General features: G+C 44.2%; 18 protein-coding genes. 17 read left to right on the top strand and 1 reads right to left on the bottom strand.

Annotated features, from left to right (window positions below; all coding sequences use genetic code 11):
* Positions 1-21 precede the first annotated feature (21 nt).
* From RIL182_RS14990 to RIL182_RS14925, 14 genes are all read left to right on the top strand, one after another.
* Positions 22-489: a GNAT family N-acetyltransferase gene (locus RIL182_RS14990; protein ID WP_242655554.1), complete on the top strand. Its 468-nt coding sequence runs from the start codon at positions 22-24 to the stop codon at positions 487-489.
* A gap of 127 nt (positions 490-616) precedes the next feature.
* A complete protein-coding gene (locus RIL182_RS14985) occupies positions 617-826 on the top strand; it encodes a hypothetical protein (protein ID WP_044998973.1) in 210 nt (69 codons plus the stop codon).
* A gap of 94 nt (positions 827-920) precedes the next feature.
* Positions 921-4,460: a PD-(D/E)XK nuclease family protein gene (locus RIL182_RS14980; RefSeq protein WP_134523396.1), complete on the top strand. Its 3,540-nt coding sequence runs from the start codon at positions 921-923 to the stop codon at positions 4,458-4,460.
* A 48-nt stretch (positions 4,461-4,508) separates the two neighbouring features.
* The gene (gene addA / locus RIL182_RS14975) at positions 4,509-8,222 is read left to right on the top strand and encodes a helicase-exonuclease AddAB subunit AddA (protein WP_006856946.1); all 3,714 of its coding nucleotides are present in this window, start codon (positions 4,509-4,511) and stop codon (positions 8,220-8,222) included.
* Between the two features lie 93 nt (positions 8,223-8,315).
* The gene (locus RIL182_RS14970; protein ID WP_006856947.1) at positions 8,316-8,942 is read left to right on the top strand and encodes a Maf family protein; all 627 of its coding nucleotides are present in this window, start codon (positions 8,316-8,318) and stop codon (positions 8,940-8,942) included.
* A 62-nt stretch (positions 8,943-9,004) separates the two neighbouring features.
* Complete coding sequence (locus tag RIL182_RS14965; protein WP_006856948.1) at positions 9,005-9,262, top strand: hypothetical protein; 258 nt, start codon at positions 9,005-9,007, stop codon at positions 9,260-9,262.
* A 93-nt stretch (positions 9,263-9,355) separates the two neighbouring features.
* On the top strand, positions 9,356-10,756 hold the full coding sequence (locus tag RIL182_RS14960; RefSeq protein WP_006856949.1) for an NAD(P)/FAD-dependent oxidoreductase: 1,401 nt from the start codon (positions 9,356-9,358) through the stop codon (positions 10,754-10,756).
* A 28-nt stretch (positions 10,757-10,784) separates the two neighbouring features.
* Positions 10,785-11,774: a peptidyl-prolyl cis-trans isomerase gene (locus tag RIL182_RS14955; RefSeq protein ID WP_015520142.1), complete on the top strand. Its 990-nt coding sequence runs from the start codon at positions 10,785-10,787 to the stop codon at positions 11,772-11,774.
* Between the two features lie 18 nt (positions 11,775-11,792).
* Entirely contained in the window at positions 11,793-13,142 is a 1,350-nt protein-coding gene (locus RIL182_RS14950; protein ID WP_006856952.1) for an MATE family efflux transporter, read from the top strand.
* Between the two features lie 63 nt (positions 13,143-13,205).
* On the top strand, positions 13,206-14,762 hold the full coding sequence (locus RIL182_RS14945; RefSeq protein ID WP_006856953.1) for an ABC-F family ATP-binding cassette domain-containing protein: 1,557 nt from the start codon (positions 13,206-13,208) through the stop codon (positions 14,760-14,762).
* 82 nt (positions 14,763-14,844) lie between these two features.
* Positions 14,845-16,116 (top strand): flagellin lysine-N-methylase, encoded by a 1,272-nt coding sequence (gene fliB, locus RIL182_RS14940; RefSeq protein ID WP_006856954.1) that lies wholly within the window; start codon positions 14,845-14,847, stop codon positions 16,114-16,116.
* Positions 16,117-16,175: 59 nt separating this feature from the next.
* On the top strand, positions 16,176-16,409 hold the full coding sequence (locus RIL182_RS14935) for a hypothetical protein (protein ID WP_006856955.1): 234 nt from the start codon (positions 16,176-16,178) through the stop codon (positions 16,407-16,409).
* Positions 16,390-16,704 (top strand): YbjQ family protein, encoded by a 315-nt coding sequence (locus RIL182_RS14930; protein ID WP_006856956.1) that lies wholly within the window; start codon positions 16,390-16,392, stop codon positions 16,702-16,704. Before RIL182_RS14935 ends, RIL182_RS14930 begins: the two co-directional genes overlap by 20 nt.
* A 105-nt stretch (positions 16,705-16,809) precedes the next feature.
* The gene (locus tag RIL182_RS14925) at positions 16,810-17,088 is read left to right on the top strand and encodes a cupin domain-containing protein (RefSeq protein ID WP_006856957.1); all 279 of its coding nucleotides are present in this window, start codon (positions 16,810-16,812) and stop codon (positions 17,086-17,088) included.
* A 75-nt stretch (positions 17,089-17,163) separates the two neighbouring features.
* Here the strand turns inward: RIL182_RS14925 and RIL182_RS14920 are convergent, their stop codons facing one another.
* Complete coding sequence (locus RIL182_RS14920) at positions 17,164-18,036, bottom strand: DegV family protein (RefSeq protein WP_006856958.1); 873 nt, start codon at positions 18,034-18,036, stop codon at positions 17,164-17,166.
* A gap of 220 nt (positions 18,037-18,256) precedes the next feature.
* On the opposite strand from RIL182_RS14920, the gene RIL182_RS14915 reads away from it, so the two are divergent.
* Genes RIL182_RS14915 through RIL182_RS21360 form a run of 3 tightly spaced genes read left to right on the top strand, consistent with a single transcriptional unit; the run spans position 18,257 to position 19,196 of the window.
* A complete protein-coding gene (locus RIL182_RS14915) occupies positions 18,257-18,457 on the top strand; it encodes a hypothetical protein (protein ID WP_006856959.1) in 201 nt (66 codons plus the stop codon).
* On the top strand, positions 18,448-19,041 hold the full coding sequence (locus RIL182_RS14910) for a hypothetical protein (RefSeq protein ID WP_006856960.1): 594 nt from the start codon (positions 18,448-18,450) through the stop codon (positions 19,039-19,041). The genes RIL182_RS14915 and RIL182_RS14910 overlap by 10 nt, the downstream gene beginning before the upstream one ends.
* Positions 19,029-19,196: a hypothetical protein gene (locus RIL182_RS21360; RefSeq protein WP_006856961.1), complete on the top strand. Its 168-nt coding sequence runs from the start codon at positions 19,029-19,031 to the stop codon at positions 19,194-19,196. The genes RIL182_RS14910 and RIL182_RS21360 overlap by 13 nt, the downstream gene beginning before the upstream one ends.
* Positions 19,197-19,232: the final 36 nt, after the last annotated feature.

Raw genomic sequence — 19,232 nt, 5'->3', positions numbered from 1 at the left:
CTGAATGTGAAAAATGCTGATATGGCAGATTTTGAACAGATTATGAAAATTTATAAATATGCACAGGATTATATGATAAAGTCCGGAAATCCTGCACAATGGGGGCATTTTTATCCGGATGCAGAGCTAATAAAATCTGATATTTGTCAGAATGTATGCAGGGTAATATATGACAAAGATGGGATACATGGGGTATTTGCATTGTTTAAAGGTGCAGAACCTACTTATAAGCATATTGAGAATGGGAATTGGCTGAATGAAGAGCCTTATCTTACTATTCACAGACTTGCTGGGGATGGTCAGGTGCATGGTTTGTTTCAGTGTGTTTTAAATTATTGTAAAAATATTTCTCAAAATATCAGGGCAGATACCCATGCGGATAATCAAATCATGCAAAAGCTGATGGAAAAGAATGGTTTTATGAAATGCGGTATTATATATGTTAAAAATGGAACACCAAGAATTGCATATCATTGGACTGCTTCATAACTTTCAGTTGTGCGTCCGGCAAAGGGCAATTAACCTGGCAGGTGCAAATTCTCTCTGATACATGATATGACAGTGGAAATTTCCTGAATTGACAAAAGAGTTAGAATAGACTAACATGCAAAATAGAATGACAGAGCAGAAAGGGGCAGGAAATGGAAAGAGAGAAGAAAAAGAGGGCAATGATTGCGGGAATGGTCTCAATGACATACTGGTGCCGTTTATGGTATATTATCTGGTCGCAGATATCGGAATGTCTGTGGTAATTGCTGATGTTTTTGACGGCATTTCTTTTATTACAGGATTCGGGTGTGAAAAATTTGTCAATCAAGAAGTTTAAATGCACTATTTGACTCCAACCCGCAGGATAACATTTTTCAAAAGAAATAATGTGTGATACAATATTTTAAGATTGAATTTTCAGGAGAAAACAGATGTCCCTACAATTTATATTTGGCAATTCGGGCAGCGGAAAATCGGATTTTCTGTATGATTCCGTGCTGAAACAGGCGAAAGAAAATAAAGAGCAGCAGTTTTTAATCATTGTGCCGGAACAGTTTACCATGCAGACACAGCGGGAACTGGTCGAGAGGCAAAAACAGCATGCAATCATGAACGTGGATGTGCTCAGTTTTGCAAGACTCGCATACCGCGTCTTTGATGATCTTGGAAAACAAAATGTGGTTGTGCTGGAAGAGACCGGAAAAAATCTTGTACTGCGCAAGGTGGCAGAACAGAAAAAAGCAGAACTGAAAGTGCTTGGTGCGAATATGAATAAGATGGGATATGTCGGCGAGGTAAAATCCCTGATCTCAGAGCTGATGCAGTATAATGTCCGTCCGGATGCGCTGGCAGAGTTTTTGGAGAAAGAACCGCTTGGGGAGGGACTGCGCTTAAAAATGAAGGATGTCCTCACGATGTATCAGGGATTTACGGAGTATTTAAAGGGCAGATATATCACGGCAGAGGAAGTGTTAGAGCTTCTTTATGATGTGGCAGAAGAGTCCGAACTGCTTCGTAATAGTGTGATCGTGTTGGACGAGTTTACCGGATTTACACCGATCCAGAACCGTCTGATGGAAAAACTGCTCGTGCTGGCAAAGAAGGTCAGCGTGTCTGTCACGATGGATGTCAGGGAAGATTTTTACCAGTGCAGGGGTGTACATGAACTTTTTGCCATGAGTAAAAAAACGGTGGCGTCGCTACTGAAAGTGGCAGAACTGTGCAAAGTTCCGGTGGAGGAGCCGTTGGTACTGCCGACCGGAAAACAGAGGCGCTATGCCAATGCTGCCGACCTTTATTTTATGGAGCAGAATCTCTTTCGTCCGGGAGCGGGAAGCTACAGATACAAAGCACCGGAACAATCTATGCAGCATATCCGCATCACGTCCCTGAAAAATCCGAGGGAAGAATTAAAATTTGCTGCCCGCGAGATCGTGCGCCTGACGAGGGAGAATGGTTACCGTTACCGGGATATCGCAGTCGTGACAGGGGATGTGCAGCAGTATGGCAATTATGTGCCGGAGATCTTTGAGCAGTACCATATCCCGTACTTTATTGATCAGACGAAAAATATTTTGTTCCACCCGTTTATCGAGTGTATCCGGGCGATCTTAGAGATGATCGAATATGATTTTTCTTATGAAAGTGTGTTCCGGTTTTTGCGGTGCGGGCTTGCATCGAGAGTCGTGACCGAGGCAAAAAATTCCGACAAGGAGCCAGATCCGGCTGCAACGGAAGATTTGACGCAGCAGCCGGAAACAGGATCCCATGGACTTACAGAACAGGAGATCGACCGCCTGGAAAATTATGTCCTCGCACGGGGCATCCGCGGTGCATCCCGCTGGAGCAGACCGTGGACGTTTGTAATGCCGGATGGGACATTGGAGGATATGGCACGGTTAAATGAGATCCGTGAGGCGGTTTATGAGAATTTTAAGCCGCTGCTTGAGGCATTCCGTGGAAAAGACAATACGGTCAGCACACAGACCTATGAGTTATACAGTCTGATCAGACGGCTTGACATGGAGCAGTTATTAAAGGAGCGTGGAAACTTTTTCGAGGCGCATGGCAATCAGGCGCGGGCAAAGGAATATGACCAGATCTATAAAATTGTGATGGATCTGCTCGACAAAGTGACGTCCCTGCTTGGCGATGAGACGATGACGATCCGGGAATACAGTGATATCTTAGATGCCGGATTTGAGGCGGCAAAAGTCGGTATTATCCCGCCGGGCAACGACACGGTGACAGTCGGGGATATCGAGAGAACCCGTCTGAACCATGTAAAAATCTTATTTTTTGTCGGTGTCAACGACGGAGTTGTGCCGAAAGCAGGGAATCAGGGTGGCATTATTTCCCAGTTTGAGCGTGAAAAGATGGCAGAATATCACCTGGAACTGGCGCCGGGCGCAAGGGAAAAAGTATTTATCCAGAAGTTTTACCTGTATTTAAATATGACAAAACCGTCCGAGCGGCTGTATGTAACATTCTGCCGCGTCAACTCCGATGGAAAAGCACTGCGGCGTTCGTATCTGATCGGGACACTCTTAAAACTGTTCCCACAGCTTGCGGTGGAAGAACCGTCCGAGGAGGAGACATTAGAAGGTGCACTGACTGCGGAAAGTGCCCTGCCGTTTCTGATGGAAGGGCTGACAAAACCGGTGGAGGATGAAGAGGCATGGACTGCACTTTTGGCATGGTACCTGTCGGATGAGGGTGAACGGGAAAAAGTAATGCAGCTTTTTGATGCGGCGTTTGGCGCCCATAAAGATGATGCGATCAGCAAGGCAGTCACGAAAGCTTTATATGGGAATACCTTAGAAAACAGCGTGACAAGGCTCGAACAGTTTGCTGCCTGTGCGTTTGCTCATTATTTAAGTTATGGACTGCGGCTTAAAGAACGGGAACTGCAGCAGTTTGCGAGTGTGGATATGGGAAATATTTATCATGATGTGTTAGAGCGTTTTGCAAAGGGCATAGAGCTGTCGGATTATACCTGGTTTGATATCCCGGAGAAAGCGCAGGAAGCCCTGCTTTCCCAGAGCATGGAAGATGCGATCGCAGGCAGCGGGATCGGGGACGTATTCGAGGACGCAAGAAACAGTTACCTGTTAAAGCGGATGGAGGCAACGGCAAAACGGACGATCTGGGCACTGATGTTACAGGTGCGGAAAGGAAAGTTTGTGCCGAGCGGTTTTGAGGTGTCATTTTCGCGCGCCGAGCGACTGGATGCGGTGCAGTTTCAACTGGGTGAAGATGAAAAAATGCGTCTGCGCGGCAGGATCGACCGCGTTGATACTTACGAGACAGACGATAAGGTCTATGTAAAAATCATTGATTATAAATCGGGCAACACCACTTTTTCACTTTTAAATTTTTATTATGGACTGCAGCTCCAGCTTGTCGTCTACATGAATGCGGCACTGGAACTCACAAAGAAAAAATATAAGGGAAAAGATACGGAACCTGCAGGTATTTTTTATTATCACATCACAGATCCGATGGTGGATGCGGATGGTCAAGAGTCCGAGGAGGAGATCAGACGGAGTATTCTAGAACAGCTTAAAGTGGCAGGTCTGGTCAATGAAGATCCGGAAATCTATGGTGCGATGGATACTGATTTTTCAGGCACATCGACAGTGATCCCGGTAGCCTTAAAAGCGGACGGCTCCTTAAAGGCGACATCTAAGACGGCGAGCACCTATGAGTTTGGACTGATGTCCCATTATGTGCGAAAGAAGATTGAGCATGTGGGAAAAGAGATCTTTGCCGGAAATGTGGCGGTAAAACCTTACCTGTTAGGAGACAGGAGCGGCTGCGATTACTGTCCATATCACACGATCTGCGGATTTGATGTACGCATGCCGGGATTTTCCTATCAGCAGTTTGAAAAATTTGACAGCAGTGAGGAGATCCTTGCACATATCCGGGAAGAGATTGGAGAGCCGGGAAAAAATCCGGACGGTGAATAAATGTGATGTGACAGGTGCAAAAATAAAAAGTCAGAAACGGAGCAAAACATGGGAATGACATGGACAGATGACCAGCGAAAGGTCATCGAACTCAGAGACAGAAATATATTAGTTTCCGCGGCAGCAGGTTCCGGTAAGACTGCGGTGCTCGTGGAACGTATCATAAAGATCATTACGGACAAAGAGCACCCGGTGGACATTGACCGTCTTTTGATCGTGACATTTACCAATGCGGCTGCGGCAGAGATGCGTGAACGAATCGGAAATGCACTGGAGAATGCCTTAAAAGAACAGCCGGACGACGAACATTTACAGCGTCAGCTTTCTCTTTTACACAATGCCCAGATCACGACGATCGACAGTTTTTGTCTGTATGTGATCCGTAATCATTTTCATGAGATCGATCTCGAACCGAATTTCAGAATCGGGGATGAGGGCGAGTTGAAACTGTTAAAAGAGGACGTGCTCGCAAAGGTGCTGTTGAAAAATTATGAGGAGAGTGCGCCGGAATTTTTAGCATTTGTGGACGGATATGCATCCGGCAGAAATGATGCGGCGCTCTCCGGCATGATCTTACAGCTCTATGAGTTTTCAAGGAGTTATCCATGGCCAAAGAAATGGCTGCTTGCGGCGGCAGAAAGCTATGGCATAGAGGATGAGGCATCTTTGGAAAGCGCAGCTTTCATGCAGTCGCTTCTTCAGAACTTAAAACGGGTGTCAGAGGATCTTGTGGCACTTTCCGGGCGGGCATACAAACTGACGCAGGACGATGACGGGCCGGATATGTATGCGAAAGCATTAGAGGGCGACCTGGAAAAATATAAGGAGATCGCTGCGAGTGAAAGTTTTGCGGATTTTTATCAGAATTACCGCAATTTATCCTATGACAGGCTTGCTTCCTCCCGTGGATTTGACGGAAACGAAGAAAAATTAGAGCTGGTCAAAAAACTGCGAGAGATGGGAAAGGATGCGGTCAAAAAAATAAACCGCCAGTATTTTTTCACATCACCGGAGATCATGGCGGAGCAGATGAAAAAGACGGCGCCGATGGCGGCAGAGTTAGTGCGTCTGACGTTGGAATTTGACGAGACGTTTACGGCAGAAAAACGACGGAAAAATCTGGTGGATTTCCATGACCTTGAGCACTTTGCGTTAAATATCTTTGTCGATGAGGAGACCGGCAAAGTCAAAAAGACTGCCGAGGAGTTCCGGGATAATTTCAAAGAGATCATGATCGACGAGTACCAGGACAGCAATGAGGTGCAGGAGACAATCTTACGTGCAATTTCACGGGAGGAGCGCGGTGAATACAACCTTTTTATGGTCGGGGATGTCAAACAAAGTATCTACCGTTTCCGTCTGGCAAGACCGGAACTATTCATGGAAAAATACGATACTTACAGCCTGACGGATGCAAAAATGCAGCGCATTGACCTGCATAAAAATTTCCGAAGCAGAAATGAAGTACTCGATTTTTCCAACGATATTTTTTACCGCATCATGAAGCGCAATCTTGGAAATGTGGAATATGATGCGGATGCAGCACTTTATCCGGGAGCTTCTTATCAGGAAGAAACGGACATGTTCACACCGGAAATTTTACTGGTGGACGGGGATGATGAACTGTTGGATGATGCTGCAGCGGATGATAAGAAACTGTTAGAAGCACGGATGATTGCAAAAAGGATCAAAGAGCTTATGGGAACGCAGAAGGTGACCGACAAGGCAACCGGGGAACTGCGCCCGGTGCAGTATTCGGATATGGTCATTCTGCTGCGAAGCCTGAGCGGATATGCAGACCGTTTTGCTGCTGTGTTAAATGATGCAGGAATTCCGGCACATACTGTTTCGGCGACAGGATATTTCAGTACGGTGGAGGTGCAGACCGTGCTCTCCATGCTTCGTATTTTGGATAATCCGAGACAGGATATCCCGCTGACAGCGGTGCTTCGTTCACCAATCGCAGGACTTTCGGATGAGGAACTTGCAAAATTGCGTTTAAAAGACAAGAATGTCAGATTTTACGAGTGTGTTTTGGAGGAATGTGAGCGTCTGAAACAGGAAGCGGAGGAAAATCCGGGACAGGGCAGGGATGATTCCGAAGAAAAGTTATACCGGTTTTATGTTACCTACGAAAAACTGCGGCAGCTTGTGCCGGATACACCGATCCATGAGCTGATCGAACTGCTGTTAAAGGAGACCGGTTACGGCGATTATGCCGCAGCAATGCCAGCCGGAGACAGGCGTCATGCAAACCTTTTAATGCTGGTGGAGAAGGCGATCGCCTATGAAAATACCAGTTACAAGGGACTGTTTCATTTTGTGCGCTATATTGATGAACTGCAGAAATACGATGTGGATTTCGGCGAGGCAGATCTGATCGGGGAAAACGAAAATGTCGTGCGCATTATGAGTATCCATAAGAGTAAAGGACTGGAATTTCCGGTCGTATTTGCCGCCGGGATGGGAAAAAACTTTAACCGCCAGGATACAAGAAGCCGTCTGGTATTACACCCGGAACTTGGCATCGGTCTTGACTATATGGACGGAAAACAGCGTGTAAAATCCGTGACGATCGCAAAACGTGCTATCGCAAAGCAGATCGATATGGAAAATCTTGGCGAGGAACTGCGTGTCCTTTATGTGGCATTAACGAGAGCGAAAGAAAAGCTGATCTTAACCGGAAGTCTGAAAAAGGCAGAGGAGACACTTTCCTATATAAAAGCATTTCCAGAGGAACTGTTATCTTATCTGGGACGCGAGAGTGCAGCCGGTTATTTGGACTGGATTCTGCCTGCGGCTGCATCCTGTCAGGATAAATATCAGATACGTCTGATGCGGGCGGCAGAACTGGTGCAGGAAGAACTGGAAACACAGATCAAAGATGACTGGAACCGTTCAGCCTGCATGGAAAAAGCTGCGCAGGCAGATGAAAAAAAAGTGCAGCAGTTCTCGGAGCGTTTTCACAGACGGTATGCATATGAAAATGATGTGCAGAGAAAAAATAAGTATTCCGTGTCGGAGTTAAAACATCGTGCCATGCGGGAGGCGTTTGAAAAAGAGGAGGAGGCAGTTCCTGTTTTTCAATACGAGGAGGTTGTGCCGTATGTGCCTGCATTTGCAAGAGAAATAGAGCAGCAAAGTGAGGATGCCAGCCCTGGAGCACTTCGTGGAACGGCAATGCACCGCATCATGGAGTGCTACCAGTTTTCTTCCGGTGTGTCCGCAAAAGAGCAGGTCGCCGGGATGCTGGAGAAAGAACAGATCACACCGGAGATGCATGGACTGATTCGCATACCGCAGGTTGAATATTTTGTAAATGCAGATATTGGAAAACGGATGGGAACAGCTGAAAAAGACGGAAAATTGTACCGTGAGAAACCATTTGTCATGGGATTTACGGATGAACAGTTAGACGAGTTTGGTTTTGCTGAAAACACGGAACAGGCGGAAAAGGTAAAAAGCATGGGGCGTGTAGGAAATATAGGAGAAACGGAATATACAGGGAAAGAGCTGACCCTGATCCAGGGAATCATCGATGTATTCTGGATTGAAAAGGACGGTATTGTCCTTCTTGATTATAAAACAGACCGTGTGGATACGGAAAAGGAATTGTCCGAGCGTTATGCGGCACAGTTAAAACTTTACGAGGAAGCGCTAAACCGAGTCTATGAAAATGAGAAAGATGCAGCCGGAAATCCGCTGAAAGTAAAGGAAAAACTGTTGTATTCCTTCCGGATTGGGAAAGTGATCCCGGTATAGAAAATTTAAAAACATTGTACAAAAGCCAGTCTGATTGGAGTTTTGTGCAATGTTAAGAAGCAGATAAGCATGTAGCAGAAAGGAAATTTGACCATGTCACAGATTATTTTAGCATCCGCGTCCCCAAGACGCCGTGAACTTTTAGAGCAGATCGGTCTTAACTTTGAGGTCTGTCCGGCAAAGGGGGAGGAGATCATCATAAAAAAAGAGCCAAAAGAGGTTGTCATGGAACTTGCAGCACAGAAGGCGAGAGAAGTCGCATCCATGTTAAAAACATATGGAGATGAGCATCGGACGCTGATGACACCGCAGGATACTTTAGTCATCGGTGCAGACACCATTGTTGCCGCGGGCAGCGAAATCTTAGGAAAACCAAAAGATGAGGAAGATGCCTTCCGCATGCTCTCTTTATTGTCAGGGAAAAGCCATTCGGTGTACACGGGGGTTGCTTTTGTGTTTATCGACCGGACCGGCAGGGCAGGGGAACATATCTTTTATGAAAAGACTGACGTTTTTGTCAGACAGTTAAAGAAAAGTGAAATTTTGCGTTATATTGCGACAGGAGAACCGTCGGACAAAGCCGGTGCATACGGAATCCAGGGAAAATTTGCAATTTATATTGACAAAATCGACGGTGACTATAATAATGTGGTAGGACTTCCGGTTGCAGCGATTTACAGAGAGCTTGACCGGCTTGGAATTGACCCATATACATGGTAGATAAGCGGGAAAATATAGTGTGAAAAATGAGATTTTTACACTGCACAGAATGGAGGATTATTATGTACGATGAAGCGGTAGTACAGTATTTTTTGGAACATCAGATGCAGCTTTTTAAAGAAAATGTTGCAGAATCGCCGGAGGAGGCCGAAGAATTTTTAGAGGACTGCATGGCAGTTGTCTGCAAAAATATCAAAGAAGTCCGTGCTTATTTTGAAGATGAGGGCGCAGATATTGCCGGAATGAGCAATGCGGATTTAGCAGAGGCAGAGGAAGTTTTTGCAATCCCGGACGGCAGATATCTGATCGTGGAAGCGTAGGAATGACGTTTTTATGGAATACGCTATGCCAAAATACAGATGCGTGTGAGAAATCGGTAAACAGGACAAATAGACAGGTAAGAGGAAAAAAGAATGAAACAATATGATGTGATTATTATTGGAGCCGGTCCATCTGGTATCTTTTGTGCATATGAACTGATCCATGCAAAGAAGAATCTGAAAATTTTAATGATCGAGAAGGGCAGACGAATCGAAAAGAGAGAATGTCCGAAACGTAAGACAAAAGTCTGCGTTGGATGTAAACCTTGTTCCATCACGACCGGATTTGCCGGAGCGGGAGCTTTTTCTGACGGTAAACTGTCACTTTCACCGGATGTCGGAGGAAATCTGCCGGAAATTTTAGGCTATGATAAAACCGTGGAATTATTAAAAGAATCCGATGATATTTATTTAAAATTCGGTGCAGATACAAAAGTTTACGGAGTGGATAAAGAAAAAGAGATCCGTGAGATCCGCAGAAAAGCGATCAATGCAAACTTAAAACTGATCGAATGTCCGATCCGCCACCTTGGAACAGAGGAAGGCTACAAAATCTATTCCAGACTTCAGGAGCATCTGTTAGAGCAGGGCGTTGAGATGGAATTTAACACCATGGTCAAAGATATCATCATTGAGGATAACAAGGTCAAAGGGATCATTACCGAAAAAGATGAGGAATATCTTGCAGCAGAGGTTATTTCTGCAGTTGGACGAGAGGGTGCTGATTGGTTTTCACATATCTGCGGACAGCATGATATTGAAACAAAGGTAGGTACCGTAGACATTGGTGTACGTGTGGAGGTGCGTGATGAGGTCATGGAATTTTTAAATCAGAACCTCTATGAGGCAAAACTGGTTTACCATACCCCGACATTTGATGATAAGGTGCGTACCTTCTGTACCAACCCGTCCGGTGAGGTCGCAACAGAATACTACGATAACGGACTTGCGGTGGTAAACGGTCACGCATACAAGTCGAAAGATTTAAAGACCAACAATACCAACTTTGCAATTTTGGTTTCCAAAAACTTTACCAAACCATTTAAGACACCGATCGAGTACGGTAAACAGATCGCACAGCTTTCCAACATGCTCTGCGACGGAAAGATCTTAGTACAGACATTCGGTGATTTCAAGAGAGGAAGAAGAACAACGGAGGAACGCCTCTGCAGGAATAACCTGATCCCGACTTTAAAGGATGCTGTGCCGGGTGATCTTTCCTTAGTATTCCCGCACCGTATCATGGTCGATATTGAGGAAATGATTATGGCACTCGATAAGGTAACACCGGGTATTGCCAGCGACGAGACACTGCTTTACGGTGTGGAAGTAAAATTCTATTCCAACAAGGTAGTGGTCAACTCTGATTTTGAAACCAGCGTAAAAGGACTGCGTGCGATCGGAGACGGAGCATCTGTGACGAGAGGATTGCAGCAGGCATCTGCAAACGGAATTTCCGTTGCAAGAAGTATCTTAAAATCAATGGAACAATAGGACTTTCTATCAGATTGGGTAAATTAGGATGAAGAGAAAATTTACAAGGGTAGCAGCTGTGCTGTGTGGCATGTCGCTGTTATTGACCGGATGCCGGATCGGAAATAAAAATATTGTGGTTTCGAATATATTAAATGACCGTCAGGTATTCAAGATCGAGGGAACCGTCTGCAGTTTGAAAGAGGCGCGGGTTTATCTGACGAATTATCAGAATATCTACGGGACGGCATATGGTGTGGATCTCTGGAAACATGATTTCGGGGATGATTCATTGGTAAAATATATCAAAGCGGTCACAATGGAAGAATTAACCCAGGTGGTCAGCATGGATCTGCTTGCACAGTCAAGGGAAGTTGCACTTTCAGAGGATGAGCTTTCTGCAATATCAGAGGCGGCGGCAGAGTATTATGCATCACTTTCAAAAGAAGAAAATACTTATCTTGAAGTGACGGAGAGCGATATCAGCGAATATTATCAGCATTACGCATTAGCACAGAAACTTTATAATTCGCTGACAAACAGTGTAAATGAGGAAGTCAGTGACGATGAGGCGCGTGTGATCGAGATCATGCAGATATTTGTCGCAGACAGTACAAAGGCAAGTGATGTGGCAGCAAAGTTAGAGCGTGGAGATGATTTTGCATCTGTGGCAAATAACTATAATGAACTTTCTTCCATACAGACTACGGTGGCCAGGGATGAACTGCCCAAAGAGGTCGAGGAGGTTGCGTTTAATCTTGATAATGGACAGACGTCGTCTATGATCCAGGCAGGCAAAGGGTTTTATTTTATTAAATGCCTGAATAAATATAATGAGGAACTGACAGAGGCAAACAAGTCCAATATCGTGGAAAAAAGAGAAAAAGAGGCATTTGATGATGTCTATAATCAGTTTGTGGCGGGACTGAATTCCAGTATCAACAAAGATATGTGGGATGAACTCACATTAGATACCACAGATGGTATACAGACGGACAGTTTTTTTGAGATTTTTGAAAAACATTGTGGGGAAATATAAGGGAAAAGAGGATGAAATATGACAAAAGATATGACGAATGGTTCTCCGATGAAGCTGATTTTAGGTTTCTCCATTCCACTTTTGTTTGGATATCTGTTTCAGCAGTTTTATAATCTGGTGGATACACTCATTGTCGGAAGATTTCTCGGTGTGGATGCACTTGCAGCGGTAGGTTCCACCGGATCTTTAAACTTTTTGATCATCGGATTCTGTATGGGTGTCTGCAACGGTTTTGCAATTCCACTGGCACATAAATTTGGTGCCGGGGATTACCGTGGACTGCGTGCATTTATGGTAAATGCCATTTATTTATCTGCAATTTTTGCAGTGGTCATGACGGCAGTCACAGTAGTATTCTGCCGCCCGATCTTAGAACTGATGCGCACGCCGGACAACATTATCGACGGGGCGTATCTGTATATCGTGATCATTTTTGCAGGAATACCGGCAACATATTTGTATAATCTTATTTCGGCCATCATCCGTTCGATGGGAGACAGCAAGACCCCCGTCGTGTTTTTGGTAATCTCATCTGTGATGAATATTGCGTTAGACCTTGTATTTATCATAAATCTTCATCTGGGTGTAGCTGGCGCATCACTTGCAACGGTGATCTCTCAGGCAGTGTCCGGAATCGGATGCCTGATCTACAGCTGGAAAAAATTTGAAATCCTGCATCCGGATGCAGAGGAACGCCGATGGAACAGTTCTTATATGAAAACACTCTGTGGCATGGGTGTGCCGATGGGACTGCAGTATTCCATCACGGCAATTGGAAGCGTTATTTTACAGAGTGCAGTCAATACGCTCGGTTCAAACGCAGTTGCATCCATGACCGCTGGAAGCAAGATAGGAATGTTTTTCTGCTGCCCGTTTGATGCGATGGGATCGACGATGGCAACTTATGGCGGACAGAATGTCGGTGCAAAGAAAATGGATCGTATTTCGAAGGGATTAAAGGCATGTTCCATGCTTGGAATCGGATATGCGATCCTTGCATTTGTTATTCTTGCGCTGACCGGAAGAAATCTTGCACTGTTCTTCGTGGAACGCGCTGAGGTGGAAGTCATCGGGAATGTATACCTGTTTTTATTGATCAACAGTGCATTTTACATTCCACTCGCATTTGTCAATATCGTCCGTTTCCTGATCCAGGGTATGGGATACAGCAAGTTTGCAATCTTAGCAGGTGTCTGTGAGATGGCGGCGAGAACGCTCGTCGGATTTGCATTAGTGCCGCTGTTTGGTTTTCCGGCAGCATGTTTTGCAAGCCCGGTCGCATGGATCTTCGCGGACGCATTTTTGTTCCCGGCGTACCGGCATGTGTACCGGAAGACGGAAAAGATGCTGAACGTGAGCATACAATAGTGGTTTTGCCGGAACAAAACGTGAGTACCATATAGATAATAACAGAAAGTAAAGAGGAAAAATATGAGTATATTAAATGTTGAACATCTGACCCATGGCTTTGGCGACCGTGCAATTTTTGAGGATGTTTCATTCCGTCTGCTTGCGGGGGAACATATCGGATTAGTTGGAGCCAATGGCGAGGGAAAGTCCACATTTATGAACATTGTGACCGGAAAACTGATGCCGGATGAGGGAAAAGTTGAGTGGGCGAAAAATGTGCGGACCGGATATCTGGATCAGAATTCCACCCTGCAGAAGGGGATGACAATCGAGAGCGTCCTAAAGTCGGCGTTTGCGTGGCTGTTTGAGCAGGAAGAACGCATGAATGAGATCTGCGATCAGTTAGGCAGTGCCGATCCGGATCAGATGGATGCCATGATGGAAGAACTTGGTGTGATCCAGGATATGCTGACGATGCATGATTTCTATGTTATCGACAGCAAAGTGGAGGAGGTTGCGCGAGCACTTGGATTATTGGAACTGGGACTTGACCATGATGTTTCAGATTTAAGCGGTGGACAGCGTATGAAGGTGCTGCTTGCAAAGCTTCTTTTAGAGAAACCGGACATTCTTCTTTTGGATGAGCCGACAAACTATTTAGATGCAGAGCACATTGCATGGCTGACGCGTTATCTGCAGGAGTACGAGAATGCGTTTATCCTGATCTCACACGATATCCCGTTTTTAAATGACGTGGTAAATATCATTTATCATATGGAAAATCAGAGACTTGACCGCTATGTAGGAAATTACGATAAGTTCCAGGAAGTTTATGCAGTGAAAAAATCACAGCTTGAGGCTGCATACCGCAAACAGCAGCAGGAGATCAGTGAGTTAAAAGATTTTGTGGCGCGCAACAAGGCCCGCGTTGCTACGAGAAATATGGCGATGTCCCGTCAGAAAAAACTTGATAAAATGGATGTGATCGAGCTTGCCGCAGAGCGTCCAAAGCCGGAGTTTGATTTCAAACTTGGAAGGACACCGGGAAAATATATCTTTGAGACCAAAGATCTTGTCATCGGGTACGATGAACCGTTATCAAAGCCGCTTAATATTTCTATGGAACGCGGTCAGAAGATCGCCTTAGTCGGTGCAAACGGTATCGGAAAGACGACTTTACTGCGCAGTATTTTAGGACTGGTTCCGGCTTTATCAGGGGAAGTCACTCTGGGGGAAAATTTAGAGATCGGTTATTTTGAGCAGGAGATCAAAGGGGAAAATAAAAATACCTGTATCGAAGAAATCTGGGAAGAATTTCCGGCTTTTTCCCAGTACGAAGTGCGTTCAGCACTTGCAAAATGCGGTCTGACCACAAAGCATATCGAAAGCCAGGTGCGTGTACTTAGCGGTGGTGAGCAGGCGAAAGTACGTCTGTGCAAACTGATGAACCGCACGACTAACATCCTGCTTCTGGACGAGCCGACGAACCATCTGGATGTGGATGCAAAAGACGAATTAAAGCGTGCTCTAAACGAATACCGCGGAGCAGTACTTTTGATCTGTCATGAGCCGGATTTCTATCAGGATGTGGTGAACGCCGTGTGGGACTGCTCAAAGTGGACGACGAAGATTTTATAAAAAATGTGGGGCTGGATTTCAAAAGGTAAAAATACCCTTTGAAAAAACAGCCCTATATTTATTCATAAGCTAGGAGAGAGAAATGAAGCCGGATTATTATGAAGATTTTACCTGTATAGCAGACCGGTGCAGTTTTACATGCTGCAGGGAATGGAAGATCGGGGTGGATGAGGACACTTTTGTAAAGTGGAAACACACTCTGACGCCGGACGGGATGTATGATACAGATAGAGGACAGCAGGCAAAAAAAGAAAAGCTGAGTGGGTATGTAAGAAAGAAGGATGGCAGCAGAGTCATCGGATTAAATAAAGAGAAAAATTGTCCATTTCTGAATGGCAAAAAATTGTGCAGATTGGTTCTTACTTATGGGGATGAGATACTTTCACAGACCTGTCAGCTTTTTCCAAGAGAGATCCATACCTTTAACGAAGATGTCACAGAATACGCCCTGATGCCGTCTTGTCCGGCGGTCATTGATCTGTTGCGGAAAAGAGAACATATTTCATTTTCCGGAGAGATGGATACATCTGCTTATCGGGAACTTGCGCCGCTTGTGAACTTGCGCGCATTTTTAATGAAGCTGATGGAGGATGGAGCGCATACGCCGGAGCATAATCTGATGAAGATTTTTTATGTGCTGCTTGATCTATATGAGCGTGTGGAAGATGAGCAGGCAAAAGATGGGTGTATGGAAAATAAGCAGGTAAAAGATGCGGCAGAAGATGCGTTGGGACTGGATTTGACAGACATGGCAAAAATGTATCCGGGTGGATTCCTTTTAGAACTTTCAGAAACGATTGATGGAATTGAACAGACACTGCAGTATTCCATTGAGGAGCGCAACGAACTGTTTTTGGACCTTGCAGAGAATTATCGCAGGGAAGGATTGTATGAAAAATACTTAGAGCCTGTGGCACAGCTTGCAGAACAGTTATCCGAACAGGGAATCGATGAGGAAGTTGTAAAAGAATGGCAGGAGTTTGAAGTACAGTTTTTGAAATACCAGCCGTTGATGCGGCGGTTCCTTTTGACAGAGTTGTATGCAGATTCTTTAAAACCGGAAGGAAATTTAGAGGAGATGGTCGTGCAGGTGCAGTGGATCGCAATGGAATATGCCACAATAAGGCATGCTGTTTTTCTGCACTGGTTGTTAAGTCAGGGGGAGGGGAGCTTCTGCGAAGAAGGAATTTCAACTTCCTGCCGAAGAGGAATTTCCTACGAAGATGTGCGTGATTATATGGTTGTGGTCTCCCGCATGACGGGATATGAGGAAGATGATATTTACGAATATTTGGAAAACAGTTTTGAACATATCATCTGGGACTGGGGATATTTTGCGTTGATTTGTGGTTGACATATTCTGTTGAATGTATTATTGTATTAACTAGATAATACACAAAGGGGGCAAAAGTTATGAAAAAGGAACATCGAAACAAAATGATCGCTCCGATTATCATTGCAGCAGTTCTGATCGTGTATTATGTTGCAATTGCTGCGGTATTTATGCTGATCCCGGATCTGACTGTCATCATGAAATTATTGATGGTAATTATTCCGCTGGCACTGGCAGGAGTAGCATTTGCAGTAACCGTAGAACGTGTGCAGGAGATAAGGAGTGGAGAAGAAGATGATCTTAGTAAATACTGATTATATCAGCGGCAAAAATTTAGAAATGCTTGGTCTGGTAAAGGGAAGCACGATCCAGAGCAAAAATATTGGAAAAGATATTACACAGAGTTTCAAAACATTAGTTGGCGGAGAGTTAAAGGCATACAATGAAATGATGAATGAGGCTAGAGCACTTGCAACAAAGCGCATGGTGGAAGAGGCAGAGAGCTTAGGTGCTGATGCGGTTGTAAATATCCGTTATGCATCTTCTGCAGTTATGCAGGGGGCAGCAGAAGTCATTGCATATGGTACGGCTGTAAAATTTACAAACTAGCAGAAATTTCTTGACTTATAGTGCACTTCAAGTTGTAGAATTTATAAGTACTTCCGATGGGGAAGCAGATGATAGAATCCGTCAACGGAAAGGAGCAATACAATTATGAAGACTATAAGTAGAGAAGAATTTGAAAAACGGAACGTATTTGGAACGGGTGCGGAGAATACAGGATTTGCACAGTATTTTATCGGTAATTCTTATCTGAATCCACTGACAGATCCGAAGAACTGTGCTGTATTTATGGCAAATGTGACATTTGAACCGGGATGCCGTAATAACTGGCACATTCACCACGCAGCAAAAGGCGGTGGACAGCTTTTGATCTGCACAGCAGGAGAGGGATGGTATCAGGAAGAAGGAAAAGAGGCATTTGAAAAATGATTTTTCATTTTTCAAATGCCTCTTTTGGAATCACAGATTACTTATAAGGTGTAAAAGATATGGCTGCTATAGAGGTTAACGGTGATCTCCCATATAAAACAGTGCAACGGTACCCGGACCGGAATGTGCACCAATCGTAGCACCGATATAATCAATCATGAAATTTTCATATCCAAAACGTTCTTTGATCAGATCAGCAACAAACTGTGCATCTTCCGGGCAGTCACCATGACTGATAAAGATAATATCATTTTTATCTTTCCAGTCACCGAGTTGTTTTTCCATGCAGTCGACCAGTCCGATCAGTGATTTCTTGCGGCCGCGCACTTTGCTTAACATGACAAGATGTCCCTCATCATCGACATGAAGTACCGGTTTTAAATTGATCATCGTACCTACAATTGCAGCTGTCTTAGAGAGACGTCCGCCGCGATGCAGATGAAAAAGATCGTCCACGGTAAAATTATGTACGAGATGATATTTGTTTTCTTCTAACCAGACAGCAATTTCATCCAGATTTTTTCCAGCTTCCTTTAACTGAACTGCTTTATAGACTAAGAGCCCCTGACCTAATGTTGCGGCAAGTGAATCCACAACTACGATACGGCGGTCTGGATATTTTTCACATACGTCTGCTGCGGCGATCCTGCAGCTGTTAAAACTTCCGCTGAGACCGGAAGAAAATGCGATATGGAGAATATCCACATCATTTTCTTTCAGAATCGATTCATACAAAGTAGCAGCTTCTTCGGGATTCGCCTGTGAGGTGGTCGGTAATGATCCGGCACGCATTTTATCATAAAACTCTTTGACCGGCATTGGATTTTCCCAGGTGTAGGATGTGCCTTCTAAGGTGTAAGGAAGGGACATCATGTATAAGTGATGTTTTTCAACATATTCTCTTGGTAAATCAGTGGTTGTATCAGTTACAATTACAAACTCTTTCATGAACTCCTCCAGATCATATTGTAAATATTTTTGGATAGCGTCAGTCAGATATTATCCAATGTTCATGCACAATTATAAATGATACATGGCTAAAAGAAAAGAAAAAATAAAATAAGGTCTTTACAAACATAATAAAATGAAGTAATATATGACTATCTTTTTATCGGGTTTGCGTGAAGCATCTTAGATCGTTCTATATATTGAGGAGATTGGAGCGGTTTTGAAACAGGATGAACAGATCAGCAGACATTTTTACGGTTGTATGACAGACCGTATCGCTGGAAATCAGACAGGGATTTCCATCTTATTAGAATCAATTATTGTCAATTTATTTCACAGAACAATTTTTATTGCCAAAGGCTGTTTCAGAGGGATATCCCGCCTTTTTTGTAATGGGAAAAAGGAGCGGACATGTCTGTAAAAATAGCATTCTGGGGTATGGAAGAGTCCTGCCATATAACAGAAAATATGATTGTGATGTCATGGCTTCTGGCAAAAATCAGACCGGCACATAGTATTTTTGTGCATAGGGAGAATGGCTGGCAGTGTATTTTTTCCGGTGGAAAAGACAGAATTTTATTTGCAGATTGTGGATGTGGCAGAGACAAAAAAACACAAAACAGTTTAAAAAATGCAGATGTTATTGTCGCAGGGATCCATACCTATCCGAGTGAATGGCAGGAGATCATACGCAATTTTACAGTCAGACACAAAAAGGTTCTTTATCTGGTCGAAGGCTATGCATTGCATGCAAGCCGGTTAAAGACGGATATGATGGACAGGTATCGTATTGCGCCGGAACAGATAGGCTATATCCCGCAAAACGGGGAATTGGAGTGGGTGTCAGCGCAGGGAAAAATTGATAATTTTATGAAGTCATGGAGACAGAAATCGAGAACAGAACGTAATGAAAACTTTTTCGAAGAAATGGAACATAATCTGTTTCTTCTCATGAAACAAATGGAAAAAAATGAAAATGGAGGATATCAATTATGGAACAGGTAATGAAACATTATGGAAATGCAATTCTTGCGGTAATCGTATTATTGGCATTAGGTGCGATCATTGTGGCGGCACTGTCGTCGGACGGATATGTTGCAATGGAATTTAAGAATACACTTACCGGTTTTTTTGACAATATGAATGCGCTTCGTCCTTAGGAAGAGGCAAAGAAAATGGAGAAGGAGATAGAATCT

The sequence above is a fragment of the Roseburia intestinalis L1-82 genome, from assembly GCF_900537995.1.
Classification (GTDB): domain Bacteria; phylum Bacillota; class Clostridia; order Lachnospirales; family Lachnospiraceae; genus Roseburia; species Roseburia intestinalis.
This window is presented reverse-complemented; position numbering and strand designations above follow the sequence as displayed.